The sequence below is a fragment of the Microbacterium sp. SWDP-B6 genome (assembly GCF_059803615.1).
In genome coordinates, this window is the sequence record NZ_JAPFGV010000010.1 from 42,831 (window position 1) to 69,213 (window position 26,383).

The following is a 26,383-nucleotide window of genomic DNA, read 5'->3' on the forward strand; positions in this document are numbered from 1 at the left end:
AACGCTGAGGAGACAGAGTGTCGGTTCTCGAGGGCGCGAGCATCCTCATCACAGGCGGCACCGGGTCGTTCGGCAAGGCGTTCATACGGCACGCCCTGGCCCACCTCAACCCCCGGCGTCTGGTCATCTTCTCGCGTGACGAGCTCAAGCAGTACGAGGTGCGACAGCAGTTCGGCGACGACCCCCGGCTGCGATGGTTCATCGGCGACATCCGCGACGAACGACGTCTCGCTCGTGCGCTGCACGGCGTCGACTACGTGGTGCATGCCGCGGCGCTCAAGCAGGTGGACACCGCCGAGTACAACCCGTTCGAGTTCGTGAAGACGAACATCCTGGGCAGTCAGAACGTGATCGAGGCATCGATCGATGCCGGAGTGAAGCGCGTCGTGGCGCTCTCGACCGACAAGGCCTCGAGCCCGATCAACCTGTACGGCGCGACGAAGCTCACCGCCGACAAGCTCTTCATCACGGGCAACCACTACGCCGCCGCCTACGACACGCGATTCGCGGTGGTGCGCTACGGCAACGTCATGGGATCACGCGGCTCGGTCATCCCGTTCTTCTCCCGTCTGGGCGCCGAGGGCAAGCCGCTGCCGATCACCGATCTGCGGTGCACCCGGTTCTTCATCACACTCCCCCAGGCCGTCGAGATGGTGGTCGACACGTTCGAGCTCATGCAGGGCGGCGAGCTGCTCGTCCCCCGCATCCCCTCGATGAAGGTCACGGACCTCGCCCACGCCGTCGTGCCGGGAGCCGAGCTCGTCGACGTGGGTCTGCGCCCGGGCGAGAAGCTGCACGAGGAGATGATCAGCCCGGAGGAGGGCCGCCGCGCGGTGACGGTCAGCGACGGCAAGTACTTCATCATCCAGCCCGACCTCGCCTCGTGGGGCTATCAGATGCCCGCCGGCGCCGTGCCTGTGCCCGAGGGCTTCGCCTATCGCTCGGACAGCAACGACCGCTGGTACTCGCAGGCGGAGATCGCGGAGATCATCGAGGCGGGGATCTGACCGTGCTGCCGTACGGACGTCAGTCGATCTCGGAGGACGACATCCAGGCCGTCGTCGACGTGCTCCGCGGCGACTGGCTCACGACGGGTCCGGCGGTCGCCGCCTTCGAGGCGCGACTCGGCGAGGTCGCCGGAGGGCACCGGGCGATCACCGCGACCTCGGGAACGGCAGCGCTCCACATGGCGTACGGCGCCGCAGGGGTCACCCGCGGTGACACCGTGATCTCGACGCCCATGACCTTCATCGCCACGACGGCGATGGCGTCGGTCCTCGGTGCGAACATCGTCTTCGCCGATGTCGAGGAAGACACGGCGCTGATCGACCCGGATGCGGTCGACGCGCTCGTCGATGAGCGCACCAAGGTGATCGCCGCCGTCGACTACGCCGGCCATCCTGCGGATTACGACCGGCTCTCCGCTGCGGCCGCACGGGTCGACGCGCTCGTCCTCGATGACGCCGCGCATTCGATCGGCAGCACGTACAAGGGCCGACCGGTCGGTGATCTCGCGGATCTGACGACCTTCTCGTTCTTCCCCACCAAGAACCTCACGACCGGCGAGGGCGGCGCCCTCGTCGCCAAGGATCCGCTGATCGCACAGCGCGCGCACGAGTTCCATTTCATCGGGCTCGTGCGCGACGCGGACCGCTTCGCGGTGACGACCGAAGGCGCCTGGCATCAGGAGGTGCACGAGTTCGGCTTCAACTACCGCCTCGACGACATCGCCTGCGCACTCGGCCTCTCCCAGCTGGCACGGCTCGACACGTTCAGACGGCGACGCGCCGAGATCACTCGTCGCTACGACGCGGCCCTCGCGGGCATCGACGGCGTTCGCACGCCGATCCAGCGCGACGACGTCGAACTGATCCGGCATCTCTACCCGGTCCGCATCCTCGATCAGCGCCGTCGAGAGGTCTTCGACCGGATGCGTGCAGACGGCATCGGTGTGCAGGTCAACTACATGCCCGTGTACTGGCACCCCGTCTATGCGGATGCCGGCTACCGCCGCGGCATGTGCCCCAATGCCGAAGCGTTCTACGCCGAGGAGCTCTCGCTCCCCATCCACCCGGAACTGACCGACGACCAGGTCGACCAGGTCGTCGAGTCGCTCGTCAGGGCTCTGCGTTGACACGCATCGGGATCATCACCCAGGCGCGGATGACCAGCAGTCGCCTTCCGGGAAAGGTGCTGATCCCGGCCGGCGGCCGCTCGATGCTCGATCACCACATCGACAGGCTCAGCAGCGCCGATATGCCCGTCGTCCTCGCCACGACGACGAACGCCGCTGACGACCCTCTCGCGGACCTGGGGAATCGGCGAGGGATCGAGGTCTTCCGCGGCAGCGAGGGTGACGTCCTGAGCAGGTTCGCGGGGGCGGCATCTTCCGCAGGGCTCGATGTCGTCGTCAGAGTGACGTCGGACTGCCCTCTGATCGATGCCGCGTTGATCTCCGATGGCGTCCGCCGGTTCGTCGAGCTGGATGATCCTCACGCCCACGTCTCCAACGTCCTCGAACGGACGTACCCGCGCGGGTTCGACTTCGAGGTCTTCGCTGCGTCCGCCCTCGCCGAGGCCGACAGGAACGCCACCGAGCCGTCCGAGCGCGAACACGTCACCCCGTACCTCTACACAGGACGATCGCCGCGTTCGAGCATCCACTCGATCACCCAGCAGGTCGATGCCTCGCACTATCGGGTGACCCTGGACACTCCGGAGGATCTCACCGTCATCCGGGCGCTCATCGAGGACCACGGCGCTGCCGGGCTGGACGTCTCCGAGATCGTGGCCGTCCTCGACTCTCATCCGGAGCTCGCCGCGATCAACGCACACGTGGAGCAGAAGAAACTCGGCGAATGACCGAGAGGACGGCCGCCCGCCGGCGTCAGCCGCGGTTGTAGTCGGCGTTGTACCTGTCGAGGACGTCTGCGATCGGACCGTCGAGAACGAGCCCGCCCTTGTCGAGGTAGAGACCGCGGGTGCAGAAGCGGCGGAGGTCGCGCTCGCTGTGGCTGACGAAGAAGAGCGTTCGCCCCTCGGCGAGGAGCTCGTCGATCCGCTTGTAGCACTTGTCGCGGAACGCCTTGTCTCCGACCGCGAGCACCTCGTCGACGAGCAGGATCGGCTCGTCGAGCTGCGACACCACCGAGAAAGCCAGTCGGACCTTCATACCGTTCGACAGGTGCTTGTACGGGGTGTCCTCGAAGCCCGCCAGCTCTGCGAAGGCGATCATGCCGTCGTAGCGCTCTGCGACCGCGTCCCGAGGCATTCCGTGCAGTCCGGCCATCAATGCGACGTTCTCGCGTACGGTCAGGTCGCCGACGAACCCGCCGGTGATCTCGATCAGCGGAGCGACTCCGCCCTTCACCTTCACCGACCCCTCATCGGGGAGCAGCACCTTCGCGACGAGACGGAGCAGAGTGGACTTGCCCTGGCCGTTGCGCCCGACGACGCCGATCGACTCCCCCTGCTGCACCGTGAACGAGACGTCGCGCAACGCCCAGAACTCTCCGGAGCGCGACCGCCGCGCCGCAGGGGCGAACAGGTCTTTGAAGTTCTGGCGCCCACGGCGGTTGCGGCGGAAGCGGACGCCCAGCCCGCTGGCCTCGATCGCGACGGTCATCCCAACTCCTTCAGCACGGTGCGCTCGAGGGACCGGAACGTCCATACGCCGAGCGCCAGAATGACGAGGGTCATCCCCACGCTGACGAGCAGCGTGAAGAGGTTCCACTGGTCGGGGAAGAACGGCATCCGGTAGAGCATGAAGATCCCGGCGAGTGGATTGAACGCACCGAGCGTCTGAAAGATGCCAGGAAGATCCGTGACGTTGTAGATGATCGGAGTCGCGTAGAACATGGCGCGCAGGATCAGCGCGGTCGTGCGCTCCAGATCGACGAACAGGACGCAGAGCGGAGCGATGAGGAGCCCCAGGCCCACGAGCAGAACGGTCTGCAGGAACACCGCCACGGGAAGCCAGAGGATTCCCCAGCCGACCTGGACCGTGTGCGCCGGGTCCTGTTCCACCAGCAGGTTGATGATCACGAATGCCGCGAGCACCGGGAGCGAGAACAGGAACTCGACGCCCTTGCTCAACACGATGCGGTTCACCCAGATCGAGCGAGGGATCGCAGTCGAGCGCACCAGCTTCGCGTCCTTCTTGAATGCGCGAGTGAAATCCGTGACCGACGTGTTGAACCACACCCAGGGCAGCAGGGCGCTGATGAGGAACACGATGTACGGATCCTCACCGACATCACGGTTGAAGATCTGCGTGAAGACGAACCAGTAGATCACGCTCATCACGAGCGGATCGAGCACCGACCACAGGTAGCCGAGCAGGCTCGTCGAGTACCGCACCTTCAGGTCCCTGGCTGACAGCAGCCACAGGGAATGGAGATAGCGCCGGGGCGTTCCGGGGGCCCCGGCAGCAGTGTGACTCACAGTGCCGAGTCTACGAGAGCGAGTTGTTCCACAGCGACAGCGCCGAGCCGATGGCCATGTGCATGTCGAGGTACTGATACGTGCCGAGGCGTCCGCCGAAGTGCACGTCCCGCTCCCCCTTCGCGAGCTCACGGTACGCGAGCAGGCCGTCGCGGTCCGTCGGGGTGTTCACGGGGTAATACGGCTCGTCCTCGCGGTTCGCGAAACGAGAGAACTCGCGCATGATGACGGTCTTGTCGGATTCGTAGACGTCCTTGCGCTCCGGGTGGAAGTGCTTGAACTCGTGGATGCGCGTGTAGGGCACGTCCATGTCCGGGTAGTTCATCACGCTGGTGCCCTGGAAGTCGCCGATGTTCAGCACCTCCTGCTCGAAGTCGAGCGTGCGCCAGCTGAGGGCGCCCGCCGTGTAGTCGAAGTAGCGGTCCACGGGACCCGTGTAGACGATGGGCAGCTGCCCGACCGTCGCCTTCTTGTTCAGCGGCTGGCTCTCGTCGAAGTAGTCGACATTCAGCTTCACCTCGATGTTGGGGTGATCGGCCATCCGCTCGATCCACGCGGTGTAGCCGTCTGTCGGCAGGCCCTCCCACGTGTCGTTGAAGTAACGGTTGTCGTAGGTGTAGCGCACGGGGAGCCGGCTGATGATGTCGCCCGAGAGCTTCTGCGGGTCGGTCTGCCACTGCTTGGCGGTGTAGTCCCTGAAGAACGCCTCGAACAGCGGCCGCCCGACGAGGGCGATGCCCTTCTCTTCGAAGTTGGCGGCCGTCTTGACGTCGAACTCCCCCGCCTGCTCGCGCACGAGGGCCCGCGCCTGGTCGGGCGTGTAGGCCGACTGGAAGAACTGGTTGATGGTGCCGAGGTTCACCGGCATCGGGAAGACCGTTCCCTTGTGCGTCGTGTAGACCCGATGCACGTAGTTCGTGAAGCTCGTGAACCGGTTCACGTACTCCCACACCGTGGCGTTCGAGGTGTGGAAGAGGTGGGCGCCGTAGCGATGGACCTCGATGCCCGTCTCAGGCTCCGCCTCACTGTAGGCGTTCCCGCCGATGTGGTGGCGACGGTCGATGACCGTGACCTTGCGGCCGGCGTTGGCGGCACGTTCTGCGATGGTGAGGCCGAAGAAGCCCGACCCGACGACAAGAAGATCCATGTTGCTGCTTTCTGCCCACGAGGCTCAGATCCGCACGGCATCGCGCGGCACACAGCAGACAACTCTACCGGCAGCGGACTCGACGCAACCTGTCAGCGCGCCTCGGCACCGAGGGGCCCTCCGACCTCCAGCATCTCCTGCAGCATCGGAGCGAGAGTGCGCCCGTATGAGTCGGAGATGTGATTGTCGTCGATGTACACGGCGACGTTGCCGATGGATCCCCGACACACGCCGTCCGGGCAGAGCCAGGGGCGGAAGTCCACAGCAGTGACCCCGTCGACCGCCGCGAGATCGTCGAGATCCTCCCCGACGGCGAACCCGGGCTCGGGAACGTCGCACGATGCTGCATCAGCGTCGGGAGCGATCTCCGACTCCTCCAGGGCGCACTCGTACATGTCGAAGTCGAAGCGGGGATTGTCTCGTACGGCGATCACCTGGATGCCGTTCGCGGTGAGCTCGTCTGCGATCTCGCGGATCCCCTCCACGAGCACCTCGCGAGCGGCAGGAGTCGCCCGAGTCACGACGAGGTACACGGCATCGGGCTGCACCCTCGTCGCGTACTCGATCGCAGCGGCACGCCACTCCTCGCACGGCGGGCCGGCGGCCGACCACGTCGGCGCTCCGATGCCGATCGCGCATCCTCCCTTCAACAGGGCGACGATGCCCCACCCCTGCTGATCGGCGAGAACCGTGAGTGGCGACATGAGCTGTTGCGCGTGCGAGTCCCCCATCACGAGCACCCGCCATGCATCCGAGTCCGCTGCATTCGCGGTCTGAGCACAGCTGCCTTGCAGCACCGGCTCCACGGGCTCGAGTTCGCCCGCGCAGCTTCCTTTCAGATCCACCCATTCCTCATCGAGCGCGGTGGCCAGCGGGATCAGCGGCAGATCGGCGCCCGAGAGGTCGATCGGCGTGTCGATCTGCGCCGCCCCCGGGTATCCGCCGCTGTCGCTGGCACGCAGCGCCGCCTCACGCTGCTCGATCGTGAGCTGCCATGCGCCGAGCGGTGCGGAGACGACGAGGACGGACGCGGCGAGAACGAGCGCACCGAGCCGATGCGATCGATCGAGGACGGCGGAGTCTCTGATCGGTCGCTCGACCAGCATCGACACGAGTCTCGCCAGCACGAATGACAGGAGGACGATTCCGATGCCGGCGAGCCATCCCGGCTCGGTACGACCGCTCAGCATCATCCACGTCACGAGCACGGGCCAGTGCACGAGATAGAGCGCGTACGCGTCGCGTGAGACGTAGCGCAGCGGCGCCGACTCGAGGATCATCGCGGGGCCGCCTCGCGGGCGGTCACGCCCGGCGATGATGACGAGCGCCGTGCAGATCACCGGCCACAGAGCGAGATATCCGGGGAATCCGCCCTGCACGTCGAGCACGATTCCGCACATCACGATGCCGACGATGCCGATCCATCCGAGGATCGCCCCGATCGTCGGACGGACACGGACGTGGGGAAGAGCGAGTGCGACGAGCGAGCCGGCCGCGAACTCCCACAGTCGCGTCCGCGTGTCGAAGTAGGCGAACGACTGGGCCCGCATCGTCTCGACGACCGAGAACCCGAGCGAGGCGATGAAGATGGCGCCGAACACCAATGCCAAGGCGGGGACGATCATGCGCCGTCGCCTGCGGAGCACCACCCACACCGCCGCGATGATCAGCGGCCAGAGGATGAAGACCTGCCCTTGGACCGAGAGCGACCAGAAGTGCTGGAACGGACTGGGCGTGACGGACTCGCGCGCGTAGTAGTCGACCTCCGACAGCGCCAGCGTCCAGTTCTCGACGTAGAAGAGGCTCGACCATGCCTCACGCCAGACGCGCGGCCACTCGGTCTGCGGATACGCCGCGAGCGCGACGCCGAGCACACCGACGATCGTCACGGCGGCTGCGGGCAGCAGCCGTCGGAAGCGGCGCAGCCAGAACGACCCGAGCGCGAGCGGGCGCTGGGTCTCTACCCGCCGCACGAACGACGCGGTGAGGAAGAACGCCGACACCATCAGGAAGACGTCGACTCCGCCCGAGACGCGACCCAGCCACACGTGGTACGCCACGACGAGCAGGATCGCGAGCGCACGGAGACCGTCGATGTCCGCGCGGTGCGTCGCGGGGCGCACGAAGCCAGCGTCGGGAGGCCGAAGCCATATCGGTCGCGTCGGGTTCATGAAGAGTGGGCGTATCGGCGGTGGGTGTCGCCGCAGTCGTCTCGGGTCGACGGTCTGCCGCTTTCAGCCTATCTGCTCTGCGTCAGCAGTGCCTCGGCAGCCGCTTCGATGTCGGGTCCGAGCAGTCTGGCGTACTCGAGGTTGAGGTGATCCGCGTCGTAGTACACGGGGATGCCGCCCACCACGGCGTAGCAGGAGGTCGCGTCGCAGAAGCGATCCGTCAGATCCAGCACGCTGACCGACTCCGAGCCGGCCGACGCTCCGGCGACGACCATCGGGTCGGCGGGGTGCGCCTCGGCGCGAGGACGTGCGCACGACTGCGGCTCGTCGGCGTTGTGGAGCACGCAGTCGGGGCTCCTGACCTCTGCGTTGAAAGGAGGGTCCGCGAGCGCGAGCACCTTGATACCCGCATCGTTCCAGCGTTTCCAGTAGTCCAACAGCCCTTGCGACATCTGATCGATCTGCGGCCTGTCAGTCCCGTCGTCCACGAGCTGAAGCCGAGCCGCCATCGCGGTGATGACGAGGTCGGGGTCGTCTTCGGTGACGGTTTCGGCGAGGTCCCTCGACCACTCGCGACACCTCTCGACATCAGCGGCACCCCACGCGCTGCGGAATCCGATGAACTCGACGTCCGCCACGGGACACCCTCCGTAGTAGCTCGTATCGACGATCCAGCCGTTCTTCTCGGCGATGTCGAACACGGCTCCCTGCCACTGCTGCGCGTGAGAGTCACCGATCAACCAGACCCGAGTCGGATCCTCTGCTCCGCGCGAGAAGTCGCACTCGTGCGTGGTCTTCAGATCCCCATAGGTGAGGAGCGGCAGGAACTCGCCGCACTCCCCTGGGGTGTAGAAGTACTCGTTCTTCTTCGTCATCACCGAGTAGTCCGCGGCCCCGAAAGGGTCTGCGCAGTCTGCGCCCGGTGCGAGCGCCGAGGGCCCCTCGCAGGTCGATGCGACGAGGTCGTCCGGTGGGCCGTCGGCCGCGACACGTGCACTGTAGGTCGCGAGAACGCCTGCCACGAGAGCAGCGATGACGATCATCCCTGTGATCATGAGACCGAACGCCCGGCGCGAGGAGCCACGCCAGTATCCCCATGACTGGCCGGCATCCTCGACGAACCTCTTCGTCAGCGCCGCCAGCACCAGCGCGATCGCCAACACCATGAGCTTCGACAGGGTGGTCGCCTCGCCGCCGATGACGAACGGCGCGACGACGATGAGCGGCCAATGCCACAGATACAGCGAGTACGAGACGCCGCCGAGCCACTGCACGGGACGCAGGGCCGTCACCTTCGCATGCCAGAGCGATGCGAATCTCTCGCCGGCGAGGATCACCGCCGCGGTGCCGAGCACGGGCACCAGCGCGGTGTATCCGGGAAAAGCGGTCGTGTGATCGTAGACGAGCGCGGCGAAGACGATGAGGGCGAACCCGAGCAGGCTGACGATGTCAGCGGCGGTGCGCCCGAGGGGTACCCGACTTCCGAAGAGCGCGATCGCGCCGCCGACCGCGAATTCCCATCCGCGCGTGAAGGTCGCGAAGTACGCCTGAGGCGGCGCGACGATCGTGTAGATGACACTCGCGGCGAAGGAGAGCACGCCCACCACCGCCACGACCGCGACGAGCGCGGTGGTCGTCCTCGCCCTCGCTCCGCGGCGCGTCGTCGGGCCTCCGGTGCGCCGAGCCACGGCGAGCGCCGCCAAGAGCAGCAGAGGCCAGACGATGTAGAACTGCTCCTCGACCGACAGCGACCAATAGTGCTGGACGACGCTCGCCGCGTCGTTGAGCGCCGAGTAGTTGACCGACATCGATGCCAGGAACCAGTTTTCGACGTACCCCGCACTCGCCGCGACCTCCCAGGCGCCCCGCTCCCACCGAGGGTAGGGAAGCAGCACGACCATGAGCACCAGCGACACTGCGAGTACGAGAAGCGCGGCCGGAAGCAGTCGCCTGATCCGTCGCGCGTAGAACGCCCCGAGTCGCACTCCCCCGGTCCGCCGCATCTCCCCCACGAGGTGTCCAGTGATGAGGAAGCCGGAGATCACGAAGAAGACGTCGACACCGACGTAGCCGCCAGGGAGGCGAACCGGCCAGAGGTGGTTGAGCACGACCAAGCCGATGGCCACGGCGCGAAGCGCCTGGATGTCGGTTCGGAAGACCCGCGCCTTCGGAGCCGCGATGAGAGTATCCGCGGTCCGCAACGACGCGCTCACGGCGAGAGATACTCCCGAAGAAGATCGTCTCCCGCGCGTGGACGGAAGCCGATGCCGTGCACTCGCGTCAGATCGAGCACGCTGTTCAGCGGGCGCGGGGCGACAGGCGATGTCGCGGAGGCGAAGTACTGCTCCGTCGAGACACCCGTGACCCGTGCCGGATCATGGCCGGCGAGCTCGAACACACGGCGGGCGACGTCGGCCCAGGTGACGACCTCGCCCTCGGAAGTCAGGTTGTAGACGCCGAACGACGGACGGGTCTCGACCAGCGTGCGGATGAGGCGGGCGATCTCGGTCGCGAACGTGAGGCGCCCGCGCTGGTCGTCGACGACCTTCGGGTCCACGCCCTTCTCTGCCAGCGAGGCCATGGTGCGGACGAAGTTGTTTCCGCTCCCGATAACCCAGGAGGTGCGGACGATGTAGTGACGAGGGGCCGTCGAGACCGCGAGATCACCGGCGGCCTTGGTCTGGCCGTAGACGCCGAGAGGACACACGAGGTCGTCCTCGGCGTACGGCCGATCGGCGGATCCATCGAACACGTAGTCGCTCGACACATGCACGAGCGTGATTCCGTGCTCTGCGGCGATGCGAGCCAGAGCGGCCGGCCCTGCGGCGTTGACCGCCCAGGCGTCGCGCCTGCCGTCCGGCGTTTCCGCACGATCGACGGCCGTGTATGCGGCCGCGTTGATGATCGTGTCGTAGTCGCGCCAGCGGCGCGCCTCGGCCAGCGTCGTCGACCCGAGATCGAAATCGTCACGCGTCGTCCATTCGACGCTCTGGACGCCGTCGAACTCGGCCCGCAGTGCTGTTCCCAGCTGTCCTGCCGAGCCGATCACGAGAGTCTTCCGCGGAGCGACCGGTTCCACATCTGCGAGGCGCGGGTGCGCGAGATCCTTCGCGGACACCTCGGCATCCGCAAGCGGGATGGGCCACTCGATCGCGGCGGTCTCGTCTGCGAGGTTCAGGAAGGAATAGGACGCGTCGGGTGACCAGTGGTCGTTCACGAGATACGTGTAGGCCGTATCGGGCTCGAGGGTCTGATACGAGTTGCCGACACCCCGTGGCACGAAGATGGCCTTGGAGGGATCGAGCTCGGCGGTGAAGACCACGCCGAACGTCGGGCCTTCGCGCAGGTCGACCCATGCGCCGAAGATACGGCCGGTCGCGATCGACACCCACTTGTCCCACGGCTCGGCGTGGATACCGCGAGTCGTCCCGACGGCGTCGTTGAAGGAGACGTTGTTCTGGACCGGGCCGAAATCGGCGAGGCCGAGTGCGGTCATCTTCTCGCGCTGCCAGTTCTCCTTGAACCACCCACGCGAATCGCCGTGGACCGGCAGATCGAAGATCTCCAGTCCCGGAATCGTCGTCTCGGTGCGATTCAGGGACTTGCCGAAGTCGATCTCGCTCATCGGGTCACTGTCCCTTGGAGGCGTAGAACGCCTCGGTCTGATCCTTGGAAGGCGCCCACCATGACTCGTTGTCGCGGTACCACGCGATGGTCGCCGCCAGTCCGGACTCGAAGTCGGCGAACTCCGGCTTCCATCCCAGCTCCGTGCGCAGCTTCGTGGAGTCGATCGCGTACCGCAGGTCGTGACCGGCCCGGTCCGTGACGTGGTCGTACGCGTCTCGCGGCTGGCCCATCTCCTCGAGGATCAGCTCGACGACGTCCTTGTTGTTGCGCTCGCCGTCAGCGCCGATCAGATACGTCTCGCCGATCTGACCCTTCTCGAGGATCGTCAGCACCGCGGACGAGTGGTCGTTCGCGTGGATCCAGTCCCTGACGTTCTCGCCTGCCCCGTAGAGCTTGGGCCGGATGCCGCGGATCACGTTGGTGATCTGACGCGGGATGAACTTCTCGACGTGCTGGTACGGACCGTAGTTGTTCGAGCAGTTCGAGATCGTCGCCTGCACGCCGAACGAGCGGACCCAGGCGCGGACGAGCAGATCGCTGCCGGCCTTGGTCGAAGAGTACGGCGACGACGGGTTGTACGGAGTCTGCTCGGTGAACCGTTCAGGGTCGTCGAGCTCGAGGTCACCGTAGACCTCGTCGGTCGAGATGTGGTGGAACCGCGTCTCGTGCTTGCGCGCGGCTTCGAGCAGCGTGTACGTGCCGATGATGTTGGTGTCGAGGAAGGGACGGGGGCTGTGCAGCGAGTTGTCGTTGTGCGACTCCGCCGCATAGTGCACCACGGCGTCCGCCTCGGCGGTGAGCCGATCGACCAGCTCGGCGTCGGTGATGTCGCCGTGCACGAACCGCACACGATCGTCGGGAAGCCCCGCGAGTGAGGCCCGGTTGCCGGCGTAGGTCAGCGCGTCGAGGACGGTGACCGTGTGGTCGGTGTGCTCGACCGCGTAGTGGACGAAGTTCGAGCCGATGAAACCGGCGCCTCCGGTGACGAGGATGTTCGACATCAACGACCTCTTTCCAGGGTCTCGAGCAGGTAGGTTCCGTAGCCGGACTTCACGAGCTTGGTGGCCCGCTCACGCAGGTCGTCGTCGGTGAGGAAGTCCTGACGCCAGGCCACCTCTTCCGGGACTCCGATGCGCAGACCTGTGCGGCGTTCCATCGTGCGCACGTAGTCGCCGGCATCCGACATCTGGTCGAACGTCCCGGTGTCGAGCCACGCCGTTCCGCGAGGAAGCACCTCGACCTGCAGGTCACCGCGCTCGAGGTAGGCGCGGTTGATGTCGGTGATCTCGTACTCGCCGCGAGCACTCGGCTCGAGGTTGCGTGCGATCTCGACCACGTCGTTGTCGTAGAAGTAGAGTCCGGGCACGGCGTAGTTGCTCTTGGGGTGCTCCGGCTTCTCCTCGAGCGAGACGGCGCGACCGTCGGCATCGAACTCGACGACGCCGTAGGCGTTGGGCTCTGCCACCCAGTAGGCGAAGACGGCACCGCCCTCGACGTCCGTGTAGCGCTTGAGCTGGGTGCCGAGCCCCGGACCGTACAGCAGGTTGTCGCCGAGCACGAGGGCGACCTTGTCGTCGCCGATGAAGTCCGCGCCGATGACGAAGGCCTGGGCGAGACCATCCGGCGACGGCTGCTGCGCGAACGTGAGGTTCACCCCGAACTGCGAACCGTCGCCGAGCAGACGCTCGAACTGCTCCGCGTCATGAGGCGTGGTGATGATCAGGATGTCCCGGATCCCCGCCAGCATCAGCGTCGACAGCGGGTAGTAGACCATCGGCTTGTCGTACACGGGAATCAGCTGCTTGGAGATGCCGATCGTAATCGGGTGCAGTCGAGTTCCTGAGCCGCCAGCGAGAATTATGCCTTTCACCCCCATATCGTGCCACATCCCAGCTGGCACTCAGAAAGAGGCGATTTACTTGCGTCACACCGTTCACACTGGCATCATCTGTGCATTTCCGTCACAATGAGCAGGTGACCGGCTCAAAATCCCCCCACCTGCTCGGCCTCCTCGCCAGTGCAGCGGCTGTCGTCCTCGCCGCATCCCTGCTCGTGGCGACGCCGGCCAGTGCCGTCTCGCCCTCATCCTCCGGTGGCCTGTCGGCCGCCGCGACAGCGCAGACATCGTCGACGGCGACGGCGACCGGTTCAGTGGACGCATCCATACGCGACACCGCGAACCTGGCGCAGTTCAAGTCGGGGAACATCATCTCCGATGCCGTGTTCTTCCAGAGCGACACGATGTCTGCGGGCCAGATCGACTCGTTCTTCCGCGGAAAAGTCGCGTCGTGCCGCAGCGGATACGTCTGCCTCAAGGACTACCGCCAGAACACGCCGAACCGTCCGGCAGACAGCTATTGCCGTGGCTACACCGGGGCGGCGAACGAGTCGGCGGCCACGATCATCGCGCGGGTCGCGCAGTCCTGCGGCATCAACCCGCGGGTGCTCATCGTGATGCTCGAGAAGGAGCAGAGCCTCGTCACGCACACGTGGCCGAGCAGCTGGCGCTTCGACATGGCACTCGGTCAGGGCTGCCCTGACACGGCGCCGTGCGATCCGGCATATGCAGGCTTCTTCTACCAGATCTACGGTGCGGCCAGGCAGATGCAGATCTACGCCGAGGGACGCTGGTTCACGTACTACGCGCCGGGAAAGACCTGGAACATCCTCTATCACCCGAACAGGGCCTGCGGCTCGGCACCGGTCCGCGTCGAGAACAAGGCGACCGCCGCGCTCTACTACTACACCCCGTATCAGCCGAATCGAGCGGCGCTCAATGCCGGCTACGGCAGCGGGGACGGGTGCTCCAGCTACGGCAATCGCAACTTCTACCAGTTCTTCACCGATTGGTTCGGCAGCACGCAGACGGCGGGCGGCGCTGCGGCCACCCTCGCGCAGGTCCCGGGTCGCGCGGAGATCTATCTGGTGCAGTCAGGCATGCGTCACCATGTCGTCGCGGGCGAGGACTACGCCGCGCTTCGAGCGAGGCTCGGTGGGGCCGTGTCCGTGGCCGCGACGTACCTCGATCCCCTGCCCGAGGGCAAGCCGGTCACGCGTTATGTGCACGACCCTCGGACGGGCACGCTCTACCTTCTGGAACCGGATGGCACCCGGCATCGATTCGTCGACGCGGCCCAGGTCGCCCTGTTCGGATACTCGTTCAGCTCGTACGTGAACCTCACCGGCGCCACAGCGGACCGGTTCTCCGAGGGTGCTCCCGTCGGGTCGTTCTTCCGCTCGGGAGCGGAGCCGGAGGTGTACCTCTATCAGTCAGGTCTGCGCAGGCATGTCGCCAACCAGCAGACCTGGGCCGAGGTCTCCCGGGGCACGCCGGGATACGTCGCCTCGATGAAACCGTCGGCGGCCGCGGCGATCGGCAACGGCCTCCTCGTGATCAAGGCGAACAGCCTGGTGCGTGCCGCGGACTCGAATGACATCTACCTCACCCTCCTCGGCGATCGCCTGCTGCACATACCCAGCACCGCGCTCGCGGGTGAGTTCGGCGCCACGGGCCTCACCGTCGTGCCGCGCAGTTCGGTCGCAGCCAACTCGAAGGTCGGGTCGACGCTGACCCCGGTCGTCATGTGCGGCAACAGCACACTGATCGCCGCGGGCGGCAAGGTCTATCCGGTGTCGGGCACGCAGTTCGGGAACATCAAGCCGACGAAGCTCGGCAGCGGAGAATGTGGCGCGATGCCCCGCGCCAAGACGACGGTCTCCGATCCGCTGTTCATCCAGCCGCAGGGGGCACCCGAGATCTACGTCATCTCGGGAGGCACGCTGCGGCATGTGCAGTCCCCCGCCGATCTGCTCGCGCTCAACGGCTCCAGACCGTTGCAGGTGCTGCCCTGGTCGCGGGGCACCGTCCAGTGGTTCGGCACCGGCGCAGCGAATCTCCCCGCGAACTCCTTCGTGCGCTTCACCGGACGCGAAGAGATCTACCGGTATGAGAACGGGTTGCTGCGTCACGTCCGCAGCATCAAGACCCTCCTCCAGCTGAACGGAGGAACGCCGCCACGCGAGTATGTGCTCCCGGGCGACCAGCTCTCGCGCTACAAGGTCGGGTCGCCCCTGCTCACCAGCGGAGCCGACTTCGTGCAGTTCACCGGCGCGCCCGAGATCTACTTCTACGACAACGGCAAGCTCAGGCACGTGACGTCGGTGTCGGTCCTCCTCAGACTCGGCGGCGGACGCGCACCCGCGGTGCTCCAGATTGCGCCCGCATTCAAAGCGGACTACGCGGCGGGCACACCGATCACGTGACAGGTCGATCCGATAGGATCGGGGAACTATGAGCTTGTCGTCGGACCGTGTCCTCGTGATTGTCCCCGCATGGAACGAGGCCCGCAACGTCGGACGCACCGTGCACGAGGTCCGCGCCGCGAACGCCGACTTCGATCTTCTCGTCGTCGACGACGGATCCACGGACGACACAGGTGCGGTCGCCCGAGAAGCCGGTGCGACGGTCATCTCCCTTCCCTTCAACCTCGGGGTCGGCGGCGCGATGCGCACCGGCTTCACGTACGCGAAACGTCACGGCTACACCCGCGCGATCCAGGTCGACGCCGATGGGCAGCACAACCCGCTCGACATCGCCCGCGTCCTCGCCGGTCTCGACACCGCGGACATCTCGATCGGCGCTCGGTTCGCGGACGTCGGCGACTATTCGGTTCGGGGCCCTCGCCACTGGGCGATGCTGTTCCTGGCGAAGACGGTGTCCAGGGTCGCCAAGACCCGTCTCACCGATGTGACGAGCGGCTTCCGCGCCGCCAACAGCCGAGCCATCGAGCAGTATGTCCGCTACTACCCCGCCGAGTACCTCGGCGACACCATCGATTCCCTCGTCGCAGCATGTCACGCGGGTTTGACGGTGACGCAGGTTCCCGTGGCCATGCGGCCGCGAGTCCACGGCACGCCGAGCCAGGGTCCGGTCGGAGCATCGATCTATCTGCTGCGTTCGGTGTTCACGCTCGGCCTGGCCATGCTGCGTCGCACCGGCTCGACGAGCCAATCCACCGGTGTCCGCGAACAGGAGGACGCAAAGTGATCGTCGTCGTCGGGATCGCCCTCTCGCTGTTCATCCTCGTGCTGGTCTTCTGGATGCTTCTGACGCGACGCCTTCGCGAGAAGTACGCGGTGATGTGGATCGTCATCGCGCTAAGCGTCCTGCTGCTCGGGATCTTCCCGCAGCTTCTGCTCTGGGCGACCGCGCTTCTCGGTGTTCAGGTGCCGGCAAACCTCCTGTTCGCTCTCGCGATCACCCTGCTCCTCGGTGTCTCGCTGCATCTCTCCTGGGAGCTCTCCCAGGCGGAGGACGAGATCCGTCGCGTTGCGGAGGAGGCGGCGCTGTCGCGCGCAGAGGTGGACAGGTTGGACAGCCGCATCGCGGCCCTGGAGGCTCAGCACCGGGGCGGCGGCGCCGACAGCGCTCCCCCGGCATGACGTCGCGACACTCGAGCGACGGCGTCTGGGGCGTCGTCACCGTTCATCGCCCCGCGCAGGTGCCTCCGCTGCTCGCTGATCTCGCTCCCCAAGTCACCGGGATCATCGTGGTCGACGACGGCAGCGGCTCTGAGTTCGATTCGATCCGCGCGGAGATCGCGGCGAGCGGAGCGCTGGTGCTCGCCTTGGAGCGCAACTCCGGCATCGGCGCCGCGCTCAATCGCGGCATCCGCTGCGCCCTCGACAAGGGCGCGAGCGCGATCGTGACGTTCGATCAGGACTCGACCATCGCTCCCGGGTTCGTCGACGCTCTGAGCGCGGCGTGGGAACATGCTCGCGCTCACGGCGTCCCCGCCGGCCCCGTGGTTCCGGAGTTCTTCGCCGACGTCTCCCAGGCCGGACCGCCGGCAGGACACGGAGTGGTCCATGCCGCTCACGCGATCCAGTCCGGCATGTATCTCCCCGCGGGAGTGGTCGACCAGGTCGGGCTGATGGACGAAGCTCTCTTCATCGACCTCGTGGACACGGATTTCGAGCTCCGCTGCCTTGACGCGGACCTGCCGTGCATCGTCGCCCCCGGCCTCCGACTGCCGCACCGCTTGGGTGCGCGCTACCGGTTCCCGGGGCCGCTCGGGGCACTCCTTCCCACCCTCACGCTGAGCACTCCGTTCCGGTATTACTACAGGGCCAGGAATCGCATCGTGCTGGCGCGGCGCCACCCGCGGCATCGCGCGCGCCTGCGCCGCGACGCCCGAGCCGACTACGCGTACTTCCTGATCGCGTGGATGCTGGCGAGGCCCCACTCGACCATGCGGAAGCTGCTCGTCGCGGGATTCCGCGACGGACGAGCCGAACGCATGGGGAGGATGGGGCCTGCGCTCATGACGGAGGCTGCCCGTGTCACGTGGCGGGCTCGCCCCCTCCCTGACGCGGAATCTGCCTGAGGCCGTCTACGGCGCCACGGTGGGTGTCCGTCGACGCCCCCGGATCAGCCACCCCGACGCCCAGCTCCCCAGGTATGCGATGACGAACGGCGTCGGCACGACCTGTGCGCGCCGGACTCGACGCAGCATCCCCAGCGTGTCGCGCAGCCGCCGGCCCGCACCGAAGCGCCGATCCGCCTCGATCGCGGCTGGCGAGCGAGGATCACGTTCCACGAGGGTCTGGGCCATGAGCTGGCGCCACCCCACGTAGATCCAGAACAGCATCCGTGCCATCGCCCACGGCGACGCGGCGCCCTCGTACCGCACCGAGAACTCGACGGCGTTCCCCCAGGCTCGTCGCAGGGTCGCGATCGGGCCGAGACGCAGCCGGCTCGGATCACCGAACACGTTCGCGGAGTGCTGCACGTAGTCCTGCACGACGTCCTCGACGACGCGGCCGCCTCCCCGAGCCATCCCGACGACGGCGAGCCAGTGATCGTGCGCGACGGTGTGGGAGGAGAGACGTGGAAAGGGCAGCGCGGTCGACAGCAGTTCGGCGCGGAACACGCACAACGAGCCGGTGAACTGATTCACGATCATCGTCGACGCGGCATCGAGCTGCCGTCGCTCGGTGAATCCGAGCACCTCGTCACCGGGGTGGGCCACCAGCCGGGCTTGGCCCGACACGATCGCAGACTCGGAGAGATGCGGAAGCAGGGTCTCGAGCTTGTGCGGATACCAGAAGTCGTCCTGGTCGCTCAGCGCCACCCATTCCGCCGCTGCGGGAACTGCCGCGAGACCCCTCTCGAAGTTCAGGTAGAAGCCCAGTCGACGGCCGTCTGCGAGGATCCGGAAGCGTTCGTCTCCGGCCGCGACATCGGCGAGCACCTCCTCGACGGTCTCGAGTTCTCCGTCGACGGAGATGATGCACTCCCAGTCGGTCACCGTCTGATCGCGTATCGAGGCGAGCTGACGGGCGAACAGTTCCTTGGAGGGTCGATAGGCGGCGAGCACGATAACTCCAACCATTGGTCCCTGACCTCTCCGTAAAGCCGACTCAAGTAGTCTAGGGTCGCACGCGTTCACGTCCCCGCCATCCCGAATGGTGTTGGGCCGCAATGGTCCGAGGAGTCCCATCGATGAAGGTTCTACTGTCACGCTTCGCGGGCTTTAGCGCCGTTCCTCTGATCTCCTTCATCGCCCCTCTGTTCCTGCTGCCCATCATCCCGAACGTCTTCGGCTTGGCGGCATGGGGCTCCGTGGGCACGGCTCAGGCGGTGGGAACCGTCTGCGCGATCGTCGCGGGGTTCGGCTGGAACATCTCCGGCGGTGCGCGCATCGCGCTCAGCGCCGACGATGCCGCCCGGCGTCAGATCTTCGGTGATTCGTTCTGGTGCCGCGGCCTGCTCGTCGTGGCGGCGGGATCGGTCGGCGCCGCGCTCAGCTCGGTCCTCGTCCCCGCCGAGTTCCGCCTCGTCGCCGCACTCGTCACCCTGGCGACCACGGCTGCGGCCATGACCGTCGTCTGGTACGCGGTCGGCGTGGGCAATGCGCGAGTGGTTCTGCTGTTCGAGACCCTCCCGGTGAGCATCAGCGTGGCTCTGGCGATCCCCCTCCTCCTGCTCACGGAGCAATTGCTGTGGTACCCGATCCTCACGCTGATCGGATTCCTCACCGGCCCTCTGCTTCTGAACCTCCGCCTCTATCGTCGGCCGCTGCCCCCGTTCGCAGGGCGGCGGATCCTGCGCGCATACCGCGCGAACCTCTCGGTCGCCGCGGCTGAGACGATCGGCGGCTCCTACACCTCTGCACCCATCCCGCTCGCGCAGGGCATACTCGGCGCGACGGCCAGCGGTCAGGCCACGTCTGCGGACAAGTTCTTCCGCATCGCCCTCTTCGCCGTCACCGTTCTGTCGAACACCCTTCAGAAGTGGGTGCTCGAGGTCTCCTACGCTCATGGTCGGCTGCGGCGCCACTTCGTGGCCTTCGGGCTCCACGCCGCCCTCGCCCTGATCGGAGGCGCGGCGCTGACGGTGCTCGGCCCGGTGTTCTCCTCATTGCTGTTCGGCGAGAAGGCGACGCCCGAGATCGCCGTGTTCCTCGGGTTCGGCGCAACCTTCGCGCTCACCAGTCTGACGACGCCTTTCATCCGCAATGTCCTGGTCCCGGCAGGCCTGAACCGCTACGTGCTCTTCGGCACCCTCGGCGCTGCTCTCGTCGGGGTCCCGCTCATGGTCCTCGGCGCCCAGTGGGGCCTCAGCGGGATCATCGCCGGGCTCGCGGCCTCTGAGCTCGTGATCCTCGCCGTCGTCGTGACAGCCGGAACACATCATCTGCTCCTGGAGAGGCGATCGGCTTTCGCCCTCGTCGCCCCGGCTGAGGGAGACATCGCATGACGACGACCGTGAGCGTGTGCATGGCGACCTACAACGGTGCACGATTCGTCAGGCACCAGCTCGAATCGATCCTCGACGGACTCCACCCTGGCGACGAGGTGGTGGTGGTCGACGATGCGAGCACGGACGACACCGCAGACGTCGTGGCCGCTGTCGGAGACGATCGCATCCGGTTGATCCGCTCCGAGACCAACCGCGGATATGTGAAGGCCTTCGAGGCCGCGATAGCCGAGGCGACCGGCGAGATCATCTTCCTCTCCGACCAGGACGACGAGTGGGTTCCTGGCCGCCGTGCGCTGCTGGTCGAGGCACTTCGCGACCGATCGATCGCGGCCGGCGACCTCGTGCTGCTGCCTGACGACGCACCACTGCGTTCTCCGCTCACCGGACGCCCCTGGCACCTCGATGCGCTGCCCTCAGGCGGCTCTCTGGCCAATGAGCTGCGTCTGCTCGCCGGCGATGCGCCCTACTACGGGTGCGCGATGGCGTTCCGCCGCGAGGCCAGAGACCTCATCCTGCCCTTTCCCGAGTTCCTCGTCGAGTCCCATGATCTGTGGATCGCGACCGTCGGCAACACGGCTCGCGGGCTCGCCCACGTCCAGAGCCCGGTGCTGCGGCGTCGGTTGCACGACGCCAACGCGTCGGCCCCGAAGCCGCGAGGACTCCGCAAGGCACTGCAGTCGCGGTGGATGCTCCTCCGCGCATGGCGCGAAGCAGCGCGTCGCGTCCGCTCCGCGCGCTGACGCCACCGCGCGGTTCCGCTGAGCCGCCGCTCGGGTTCCCCGGACTCAGCTCAGATCGGCCACGTGCGCCAGCGACGATCGCAGGCCCCGCGCCGTCCCGTGCCTCAGCACGAGGGGCAGTGCGGCGATCCCGTGCAGGCGGGACATGAGGCGCACCCGAGCGGTCCGCGCTGTGCGACTCCACCCTCGCTCAGCGGCCGATCGGCGCGCGATGCGGTAATACCGCCGCTCATCGAGAAAACGGCTGCCGTCCAGCAGCGTCTTCTGGGATGCGCTCTCGAGATGGCGGCGATATGAGAACGCGAGCGTCGGCGTGTAGGCCAACGTGCCGCCGTCGAAGGCGATGTCCATCAGCAATGCCAGGTCTTGGATGACGGGAAGGTCGTCCGTGAAGTCGATACGACGAAGTGTCTCGACTCGAAGCGAGAGCGACGGCCAATAGAGCCAGTTCCCACGGATCAGCGTGGTGGCCATGTCAGGGCCGCTGAAGACCGTCACGTCCCGTCCCTTCGGAGCCAGGTGGCGCTGCTTGATCCGATCGACGAGGGGAAGGACGACAGCCCCGTCCTCGTCGATGACCTGAACTGCCGGCTGGATGACGTCGGCGTGCGGCACTGCGCGGGCCGCCGCGCGGACCACCTCCACATAGTTCGGGTGCAGAAGGTCGTCGCACCCGAGGATCGTGACGAAGTCCCCTGACGCGCGCCGAACGGACTCCCGGAAGTTCTCGGTGATCCCGACGTTGTGCTCGTTCCGGGTGTAGACGATCCGCTCGTCCCGCTCTTCACTGAAGTGAGCTGCGACCGAGTCATCGGGATAGCAGTCGTCGATGATCGTCAACCGCCAGTCCGGGTCCGTCTGAGCGCGCACGGACTCGACGGTCTCATAGAGCTGATCCGGGTCTCCCCAGAACGGCACGAAGATCTCGTAGGTCATGACCCGAGCCCGCACGAGACGATCTTGAAGAGCTTCGCGTCGCCGCGCTGCTCGACCAGCTCGACGTAGGGCGAGCTGTCGAGGTCATCGAGTCCCGAGTAGTCTCCGTCGTTCTCCTGGAAGTCCCCGTCCGCGCTGAAGTCGAGGACGTATCCGACACCGGTGTCCTCGAGCGCGGCGCAGACCTCCGGCGAGTCGCCCTCTGTGCTCAGCATCGTGTTGATCGCTTCGGCATCGTCAGTGAGGTCCATCAGAAGGTGGGGCATGAGCACCCGGCGTCCGCTCACACCGTAGGCGAACGAGGCTCCCGTCCACGGGTCTCCCGCGATGACCGCATCCTCCGGCACGAGCTCCGCGAGATCTTCCATGAGGTCGAGTTCGTCCGGAGACAGGATCGGCCCGCCGGGTCGGAGCTCATAGGTGAACTCGATGTCGGCGGCCGCCTGGCGAATGGCGGCGTTCTGGGTGACTCCGACGAGCGCGATCACGACGATGGCGATCAGGACGATGGGCAGGCGCTCGAAGAACCGCCGTACCGGCACCAGCAGTCGCTGCCGGAGAAGCCACGTGACGAGGACGATTCCGCCCAGCGCTGCGAGGGGCAGGACACCGATCGCCCAGAAGGCGGCGATACGGGGCGGATTGTTGTACCACGGTGCCGTGAACCAGAAGCGGAGCGTCTCATACGGCGACGCCGAGACGATGATGTAGAGCACCGCCGAGATGACGGCCATCGCGAGGATCGACCAGCGCGCATAGGTGCCTCGACGGATCACGCTGTACGCGCCGATGATCATCAGGGCGGTGATTCCGAGCGAGCTCGGGTAGCCGTACACGCTCGCCGCGACGACCTCGCCGATCGAGTCGGGAACGGTGTTGATGATGGGCCAGTAGATCTGGCTCGCCGGGGGCCGCACCACCTGCAGGAGGACGACTCCCGCCGCGGCGTATGCGACCAGCAGGCCGATCCCGATCAGTCGCGGTCGACCGGGAGTTCTCATCTGATGCAGGAGCCTCGCGAGGACGAAGGGCACCGTGAGCGCGACGACGGCCATGAGCGCACCAGGGTGTGCGACTCCCAGGCCGGGCACGACGAGCACCAGCAGAAGCGCCCAGTCCTGACGACGCGGAACCCGCCCGGGCCTGAGCAGCCACCACGCGACGACGATGGCGGCGGGGGCGACGGCGAGGCCGAGAAACAGCGGGTACAGCACGCCGTAGTGCAGGAGCAGGAAGGGGAAGGCCGGGAAGGCGGCAGCCAGAGCTCCCGCGATCACCGTCAGGATCTGATTGCGCCCCAGGAGCTCGCGCACGAGGAACACGGCGCCGATCGGCCAGACGACCGCCGCGACGACGATGATCATGGCGTTGCTGGCAAGCGGCACGGAGGCTCCGCTCAGCGCGACGATGATCGAGACCATCGCATGCCAGCCCGACGGGTAGAAGGGCACGCCCGCCGGCGATGTCATGCTGCCCAGCCACAGAGGCGACGCGTTCCCGGTGTCGAGGACGTACTGGACCGCGTTCAGGTGGAAGAAGTTGTCGTAGCGCTGCGAGAAGAACTCGGGGTCGTGCATGCTTCTGACCAGCACGAACGCGATGAGCAGGGCGGGCACGACGATCGAGACGATCACGGCGACCAGCTGTCTGGCGTTCGAGCTCTGACGGAGCAGGGCCGGCTTTCCGACGTGCTTCGACCAGAAGTATGCGGCGACCGCAGCGACCGCCGTGAGGATGAGGACGGGCAGGATGCTCCACCGAATACCCACGAACGGAGCCGCGAGAGCAGCTACCGCGACGAGGGAGACGCTGAGCGCGGGGGCCAGCGCGAGAAGCCTCATTCCGCGCAGGCGGAGGAGGAAGCCCAGCAGCAGACCCGGAAGGAAGAGGAGAGCGCCGGTGACGATCAGCGCGGGCAGGATCGAGACCCAGCTCACGCCGCCTCCGCCTCTGGATACTTGATCTTCGGGTTGAAGGTGATGCCCTTCACCCACTTGCCGAGCAGCTTGGCGCGCAGATCCAGCGGAACGCGGCCGCGGTGAAGGCTCACGAAGAGTCGCGCACCGAACTCCATGAAGTAGAGGAACCCACGGTGGTGCAGCTGCCAGGAAGCCTCGTTGCGCACACCGTACGAGAACTTCCACAGGCTCTTGCGATCGACCATGGCGAAGTTCACGCCTCGGTTGTCACCCATGTCATGGACGACGACGCTGTCGAGCACCTGCACACCGGGGCAACGCGCGGTGAGGCGAAGCGTGTACTCACGGTCGTCGAACCAGATGAAGTACTCCGAATAGGGAAGCCCGTACTCCGCGATGGCCCACCGCGGGATCAGCACCGAGACGAACGAGCACGCGGTCACCATGACGTTCTTCTGCCCCTTGACGAGCAGGCGTCCCCAGTCCCACGTCGTCACCGGGTTGTTCATCTCGCAGATGCTGCCGTCGGTGAACTCGACCACCGAGCACGCGAAGGGCACGTCGCCGCCGAGCTCCTGGACCGCCCCGTCGAAACCGGCGATGAGGCTCGCGAGCGCTTCCGGCTTCGGATAGCAGTCGTCGTCCATGATCCAGACATGATCCGCCCCGGACGCGTATCCGCGCAGCATCCCCTCCGAGAACCCGCCCGCTCCCCCGGAGTTGGTCGACATGCTCACGACTTCGAGGGGCACCGCTGTCTCGAGCGCGGCAAGGTACTCCGCCGTGCCGTCGGTCGAGGCGTTGTCGATCACGAACAGCGTCTCGACGGGGTGCGTCTGCGCCTCTATAGATGCGATCACGGTCTTCAGCTTCTCGAGCCGATTGAACGTGACGACCACTCCAGCGACACTCACCACGAGCCCACCTCTTCCTTGAACCATGAACTCGCGGACTGCTGAGACAGCAGCTTCTTCTCAGCCTTGCGCTCCTTGCGCCACAGCGCTTCCCTCGCCTCTTCGTCGTCGACGAGCGGGGCCACTGCCTCGGCGAGCCGACGAGCGGCCAGACGAGCGTGACGCGGAACCAGCGCGGACGCCGGGATGATGTCGCTCTGGGCGCCGACATCGGTCGAGATCACCGGCACGCCGTGCGCGATCGCCTCGAGGGTCGTGAGTGTGAGGCCCTCGTTGTGAGACGACACGACGAGAACGTGCGCCTCGTCGAGAGTCTCCGCGACCGGAGTGTCCGAGGTTCGCCGAACGATGTCGGCGGTCAGTCCCTCAGCCTCGATGATGTCATCGACCCAGCTCGACAACTCGCCGCCACCGTGGAGGATGAAACGCAGCGAGTAGCCCTGACGCTTCAGCCTTCGCGCCATCGTGATGAAGACCTCCGGCGCCTTCTGCCGTGCCATCCGGCCGATGAACGCGACGGTGAACTGCTCCCCCGCGGCCCGCGGGCGGAACACGGCATCCTTCGGCTTCACGGTGAGTCCGCCGAGCGGTGCCATGACCACGCGATCGGCGGGGATCCGCTGCACGTCCGTCATCCAGCGGGCGAGGCTCGGAGAGATCACGTGGTGCGTGGTGATCGACTTCGATGCGATCGCACTGCTCAGTGGATAGCCGCCGCCCGTGTACTCGACGATGTGCGTGCTGTCGATGATCGGGATGCCGGGACGCGAGGCCGCGATCCACGCCACCCGGTCGTACAGCCACTGATTGTGATGGATGACGACACCGCGCACGTCGAAGGTGCGCAGCAGCGATCGGAGAAGCGGTTCGACGCCGGCGGTCTGAGACTGGACGGTGGGCTCCGAGAAGGGGATGAGCAGCGCCCCGTCGAGCTCGGGACGAGTGACCCACGGCTGGTGGGAGTCCCGATTCGTCAGCACGATCGGGAGCAGACCCGCCTCGCGCACGAGACGCACGGTCTCGAATGCCCAGAGCTCGGCGCCGCCGAGCTCGAACCAGTGGAGGCCGATGATCACGGCCTTCTGCGCCCCTTCGGGGGCGGGGCCGGCCGGCACGATCACCTCGTCCTCGTGCGCACCCCCACGGCGGAACTCCGCCTCATAGTCGCGAGGCTCGATCGCGGTCGTGAGCTTGCGTCGGAATCTGAGCAGCGAGAGATCGCGCGCATCGTCATAGAGGAGCGGAGCGCGCGACTTGACACTCCGTGCGATCCCGCCGACGAGGCCAGGGCGCTGCGGGCGGTACGGATCGGAGTCGAGAACGCCGTCGGACGACACGTGCAGATGCCTGGCGGGCGACGCCACGAGCCGGGCTGAGGCAGCCTCCGTGAGTTCGGGCTCACGCTCTTCGACGGAGACGGAGCTGACGATGTCGAAGCTCTCGATCCGGTGACGGTTGTTCCGAGAGAGTCCGTCGAACGTGCTGTCGTCGGTCAGTCGAGGCGTCGTCTCCACCGAGCCGTCGTAGAGATGGATCCGAAGCGTCCGCTGAGGCGCCATCAGCGCGTGGAAGTTCAGCGCACCGACGAGAAGGCGACGTTCGCGCTCCGACAGATTCGCACCCGTCTGCGGGTCCTCGAATCGGAAGAGTGCAGGCTGATCGAGAGCTTGAAGAGGTGTCACGGATACAGTTTGCTTTCGGATCGACGGACGCACGAGACCT

General features: G+C 66.5%; 22 protein-coding genes. 9 read left to right on the top strand and 13 right to left on the bottom strand.

The window, feature by feature from the left end; all coding sequences use genetic code 11:
* Nucleotides 1–17 precede the first annotated feature (17 nt).
* From pseB to OPU70_RS13135, 3 genes are read left to right on the top strand one after another with little or no spacing between them, the layout of a single operon-like run.
* On the top strand, nucleotides 18–1,007 hold the full coding sequence (gene pseB / locus OPU70_RS13125; protein ID WP_042541945.1) for a UDP-N-acetylglucosamine 4,6-dehydratase (inverting): 990 nt from the start codon (nucleotides 18–20) through the stop codon (nucleotides 1,005–1,007).
* Between the two features lie 2 nt (nucleotides 1,008–1,009).
* A complete protein-coding gene (locus OPU70_RS13130; RefSeq protein WP_498557980.1) occupies nucleotides 1,010–2,134 on the top strand; it encodes a DegT/DnrJ/EryC1/StrS family aminotransferase in 1,125 nt (374 codons plus the stop codon).
* Complete coding sequence (locus tag OPU70_RS13135; RefSeq protein WP_498557981.1) at nucleotides 2,020–2,862, top strand: cytidylyltransferase domain-containing protein; 843 nt, start codon at nucleotides 2,020–2,022, stop codon at nucleotides 2,860–2,862. Before OPU70_RS13130 ends, OPU70_RS13135 begins: the two co-directional genes overlap by 115 nt.
* A 25-nt stretch (nucleotides 2,863–2,887) precedes the next feature.
* On the opposite strand, the gene OPU70_RS13140 is transcribed toward OPU70_RS13135, so the two are convergent.
* From OPU70_RS13140 to rfbA, 8 genes are all read right to left on the bottom strand, one after another.
* Nucleotides 2,888–3,625 (bottom strand): ABC transporter ATP-binding protein, encoded by a 738-nt coding sequence (locus tag OPU70_RS13140; RefSeq protein WP_042541947.1) that lies wholly within the window; start codon nucleotides 3,623–3,625, stop codon nucleotides 2,888–2,890.
* Nucleotides 3,622–4,443: an ABC transporter permease gene (locus OPU70_RS13145; protein WP_498557982.1), complete on the bottom strand. Its 822-nt coding sequence runs from the start codon at nucleotides 4,441–4,443 to the stop codon at nucleotides 3,622–3,624. The genes OPU70_RS13140 and OPU70_RS13145 overlap by 4 nt, the downstream gene beginning before the upstream one ends.
* Nucleotides 4,444–4,453: 10 nt before the next feature.
* On the bottom strand, nucleotides 4,454–5,590 hold the full coding sequence (glf, locus tag OPU70_RS13150; protein ID WP_498557983.1) for a UDP-galactopyranose mutase: 1,137 nt from the start codon (nucleotides 5,588–5,590) through the stop codon (nucleotides 4,454–4,456).
* Between the two features lie 92 nt (nucleotides 5,591–5,682).
* The gene (locus OPU70_RS13155; protein WP_498557984.1) at nucleotides 5,683–7,713 is read right to left on the bottom strand and encodes an acyltransferase family protein; all 2,031 of its coding nucleotides are present in this window, start codon (nucleotides 7,711–7,713) and stop codon (nucleotides 5,683–5,685) included.
* A 116-nt stretch (nucleotides 7,714–7,829) separates the two neighbouring features.
* Nucleotides 7,830–9,974, bottom strand: a complete 2,145-nt coding sequence (locus OPU70_RS13160) for an acyltransferase family protein (protein WP_498557985.1) — start codon at nucleotides 9,972–9,974, stop codon at nucleotides 7,830–7,832.
* A complete protein-coding gene (locus OPU70_RS13165) occupies nucleotides 9,971–11,386 on the bottom strand; it encodes a sugar nucleotide-binding protein (protein ID WP_498557986.1) in 1,416 nt (471 codons plus the stop codon). The genes OPU70_RS13160 and OPU70_RS13165 overlap by 4 nt, the downstream gene beginning before the upstream one ends.
* Nucleotides 11,387–11,390: 4 nt before the next feature.
* Complete coding sequence (gene rfbB / locus OPU70_RS13170) at nucleotides 11,391–12,389, bottom strand: dTDP-glucose 4,6-dehydratase (RefSeq protein WP_042541952.1); 999 nt, start codon at nucleotides 12,387–12,389, stop codon at nucleotides 11,391–11,393.
* Complete coding sequence (rfbA, locus tag OPU70_RS13175) at nucleotides 12,389–13,258, bottom strand: glucose-1-phosphate thymidylyltransferase RfbA (RefSeq protein WP_475436070.1); 870 nt, start codon at nucleotides 13,256–13,258, stop codon at nucleotides 12,389–12,391. Before rfbA ends, rfbB begins: the two co-directional genes overlap by 1 nt.
* Nucleotides 13,259–13,362: 104 nt before the next feature.
* Here rfbA and OPU70_RS13180 point away from each other — a divergent pair, with 104 nt between their 5' ends.
* From OPU70_RS13180 to OPU70_RS13195, 4 genes are read left to right on the top strand one after another with little or no spacing between them, the layout of a single operon-like run.
* Nucleotides 13,363–15,651 (top strand): hypothetical protein, encoded by a 2,289-nt coding sequence (locus OPU70_RS13180; protein ID WP_498557987.1) that lies wholly within the window; start codon nucleotides 13,363–13,365, stop codon nucleotides 15,649–15,651.
* A 28-nt stretch (nucleotides 15,652–15,679) separates the two neighbouring features.
* The gene (locus OPU70_RS13185; RefSeq protein WP_042541955.1) at nucleotides 15,680–16,435 is read left to right on the top strand and encodes a glycosyltransferase family 2 protein; all 756 of its coding nucleotides are present in this window, start codon (nucleotides 15,680–15,682) and stop codon (nucleotides 16,433–16,435) included.
* Nucleotides 16,432–16,830, top strand: a complete 399-nt coding sequence (locus tag OPU70_RS13190) for a DUF2304 domain-containing protein (protein WP_042541956.1) — start codon at nucleotides 16,432–16,434, stop codon at nucleotides 16,828–16,830. Before OPU70_RS13185 ends, OPU70_RS13190 begins: the two co-directional genes overlap by 4 nt.
* Nucleotides 16,827–17,774, top strand: coding sequence for a glycosyltransferase (locus OPU70_RS13195; RefSeq protein ID WP_498557988.1), 948 nt, complete (start codon nucleotides 16,827–16,829; stop codon nucleotides 17,772–17,774). The genes OPU70_RS13190 and OPU70_RS13195 overlap by 4 nt, the downstream gene beginning before the upstream one ends.
* Before the next feature lie 6 nt (nucleotides 17,775–17,780).
* On the opposite strand, the gene OPU70_RS13200 is transcribed toward OPU70_RS13195, so the two are convergent.
* Complete coding sequence (locus tag OPU70_RS13200) at nucleotides 17,781–18,782, bottom strand: glycosyltransferase (RefSeq protein ID WP_498557989.1); 1,002 nt, start codon at nucleotides 18,780–18,782, stop codon at nucleotides 17,781–17,783.
* A 110-nt stretch (nucleotides 18,783–18,892) separates the two neighbouring features.
* Here OPU70_RS13200 and OPU70_RS13205 point away from each other — a divergent pair, with 110 nt between their 5' ends.
* Together OPU70_RS13205 and OPU70_RS13210 are read left to right on the top strand one after the other, a co-directional pair.
* The gene (locus OPU70_RS13205; RefSeq protein ID WP_498557990.1) at nucleotides 18,893–20,149 is read left to right on the top strand and encodes a polysaccharide biosynthesis protein; all 1,257 of its coding nucleotides are present in this window, start codon (nucleotides 18,893–18,895) and stop codon (nucleotides 20,147–20,149) included.
* Nucleotides 20,146–20,892 carry a glycosyltransferase gene (locus tag OPU70_RS13210; RefSeq protein WP_042541958.1) on the top strand — a complete coding sequence of 249 codons (747 nt, stop codon included), beginning with the start codon at nucleotides 20,146–20,148 and terminating at the stop codon, nucleotides 20,890–20,892. The genes OPU70_RS13205 and OPU70_RS13210 overlap by 4 nt, the downstream gene beginning before the upstream one ends.
* A gap of 45 nt (nucleotides 20,893–20,937) precedes the next feature.
* Here the strand turns inward: OPU70_RS13210 and OPU70_RS13215 are convergent, their stop codons facing one another.
* The 4 genes from OPU70_RS13215 to OPU70_RS13230 are packed head-to-tail and all read right to left on the bottom strand — an operon-like array spanning nucleotide 20,938 to nucleotide 26,343.
* The gene (locus tag OPU70_RS13215; RefSeq protein ID WP_475123561.1) at nucleotides 20,938–21,828 is read right to left on the bottom strand and encodes a glycosyltransferase; all 891 of its coding nucleotides are present in this window, start codon (nucleotides 21,826–21,828) and stop codon (nucleotides 20,938–20,940) included.
* Nucleotides 21,825–23,765: a DUF6541 family protein gene (locus OPU70_RS13220; protein WP_079112565.1), complete on the bottom strand. Its 1,941-nt coding sequence runs from the start codon at nucleotides 23,763–23,765 to the stop codon at nucleotides 21,825–21,827. Before OPU70_RS13220 ends, OPU70_RS13215 begins: the two co-directional genes overlap by 4 nt.
* Nucleotides 23,762–24,661, bottom strand: coding sequence for a glycosyltransferase family 2 protein (locus OPU70_RS13225; protein ID WP_231567649.1), 900 nt, complete (start codon nucleotides 24,659–24,661; stop codon nucleotides 23,762–23,764). The genes OPU70_RS13220 and OPU70_RS13225 overlap by 4 nt, the downstream gene beginning before the upstream one ends.
* Nucleotides 24,658–26,343, bottom strand: coding sequence for a glycosyltransferase (locus OPU70_RS13230; RefSeq protein WP_498557991.1), 1,686 nt, complete (start codon nucleotides 26,341–26,343; stop codon nucleotides 24,658–24,660). Before OPU70_RS13230 ends, OPU70_RS13225 begins: the two co-directional genes overlap by 4 nt.
* Between the last annotated feature and the right edge of the window lie 40 nt (nucleotides 26,344–26,383).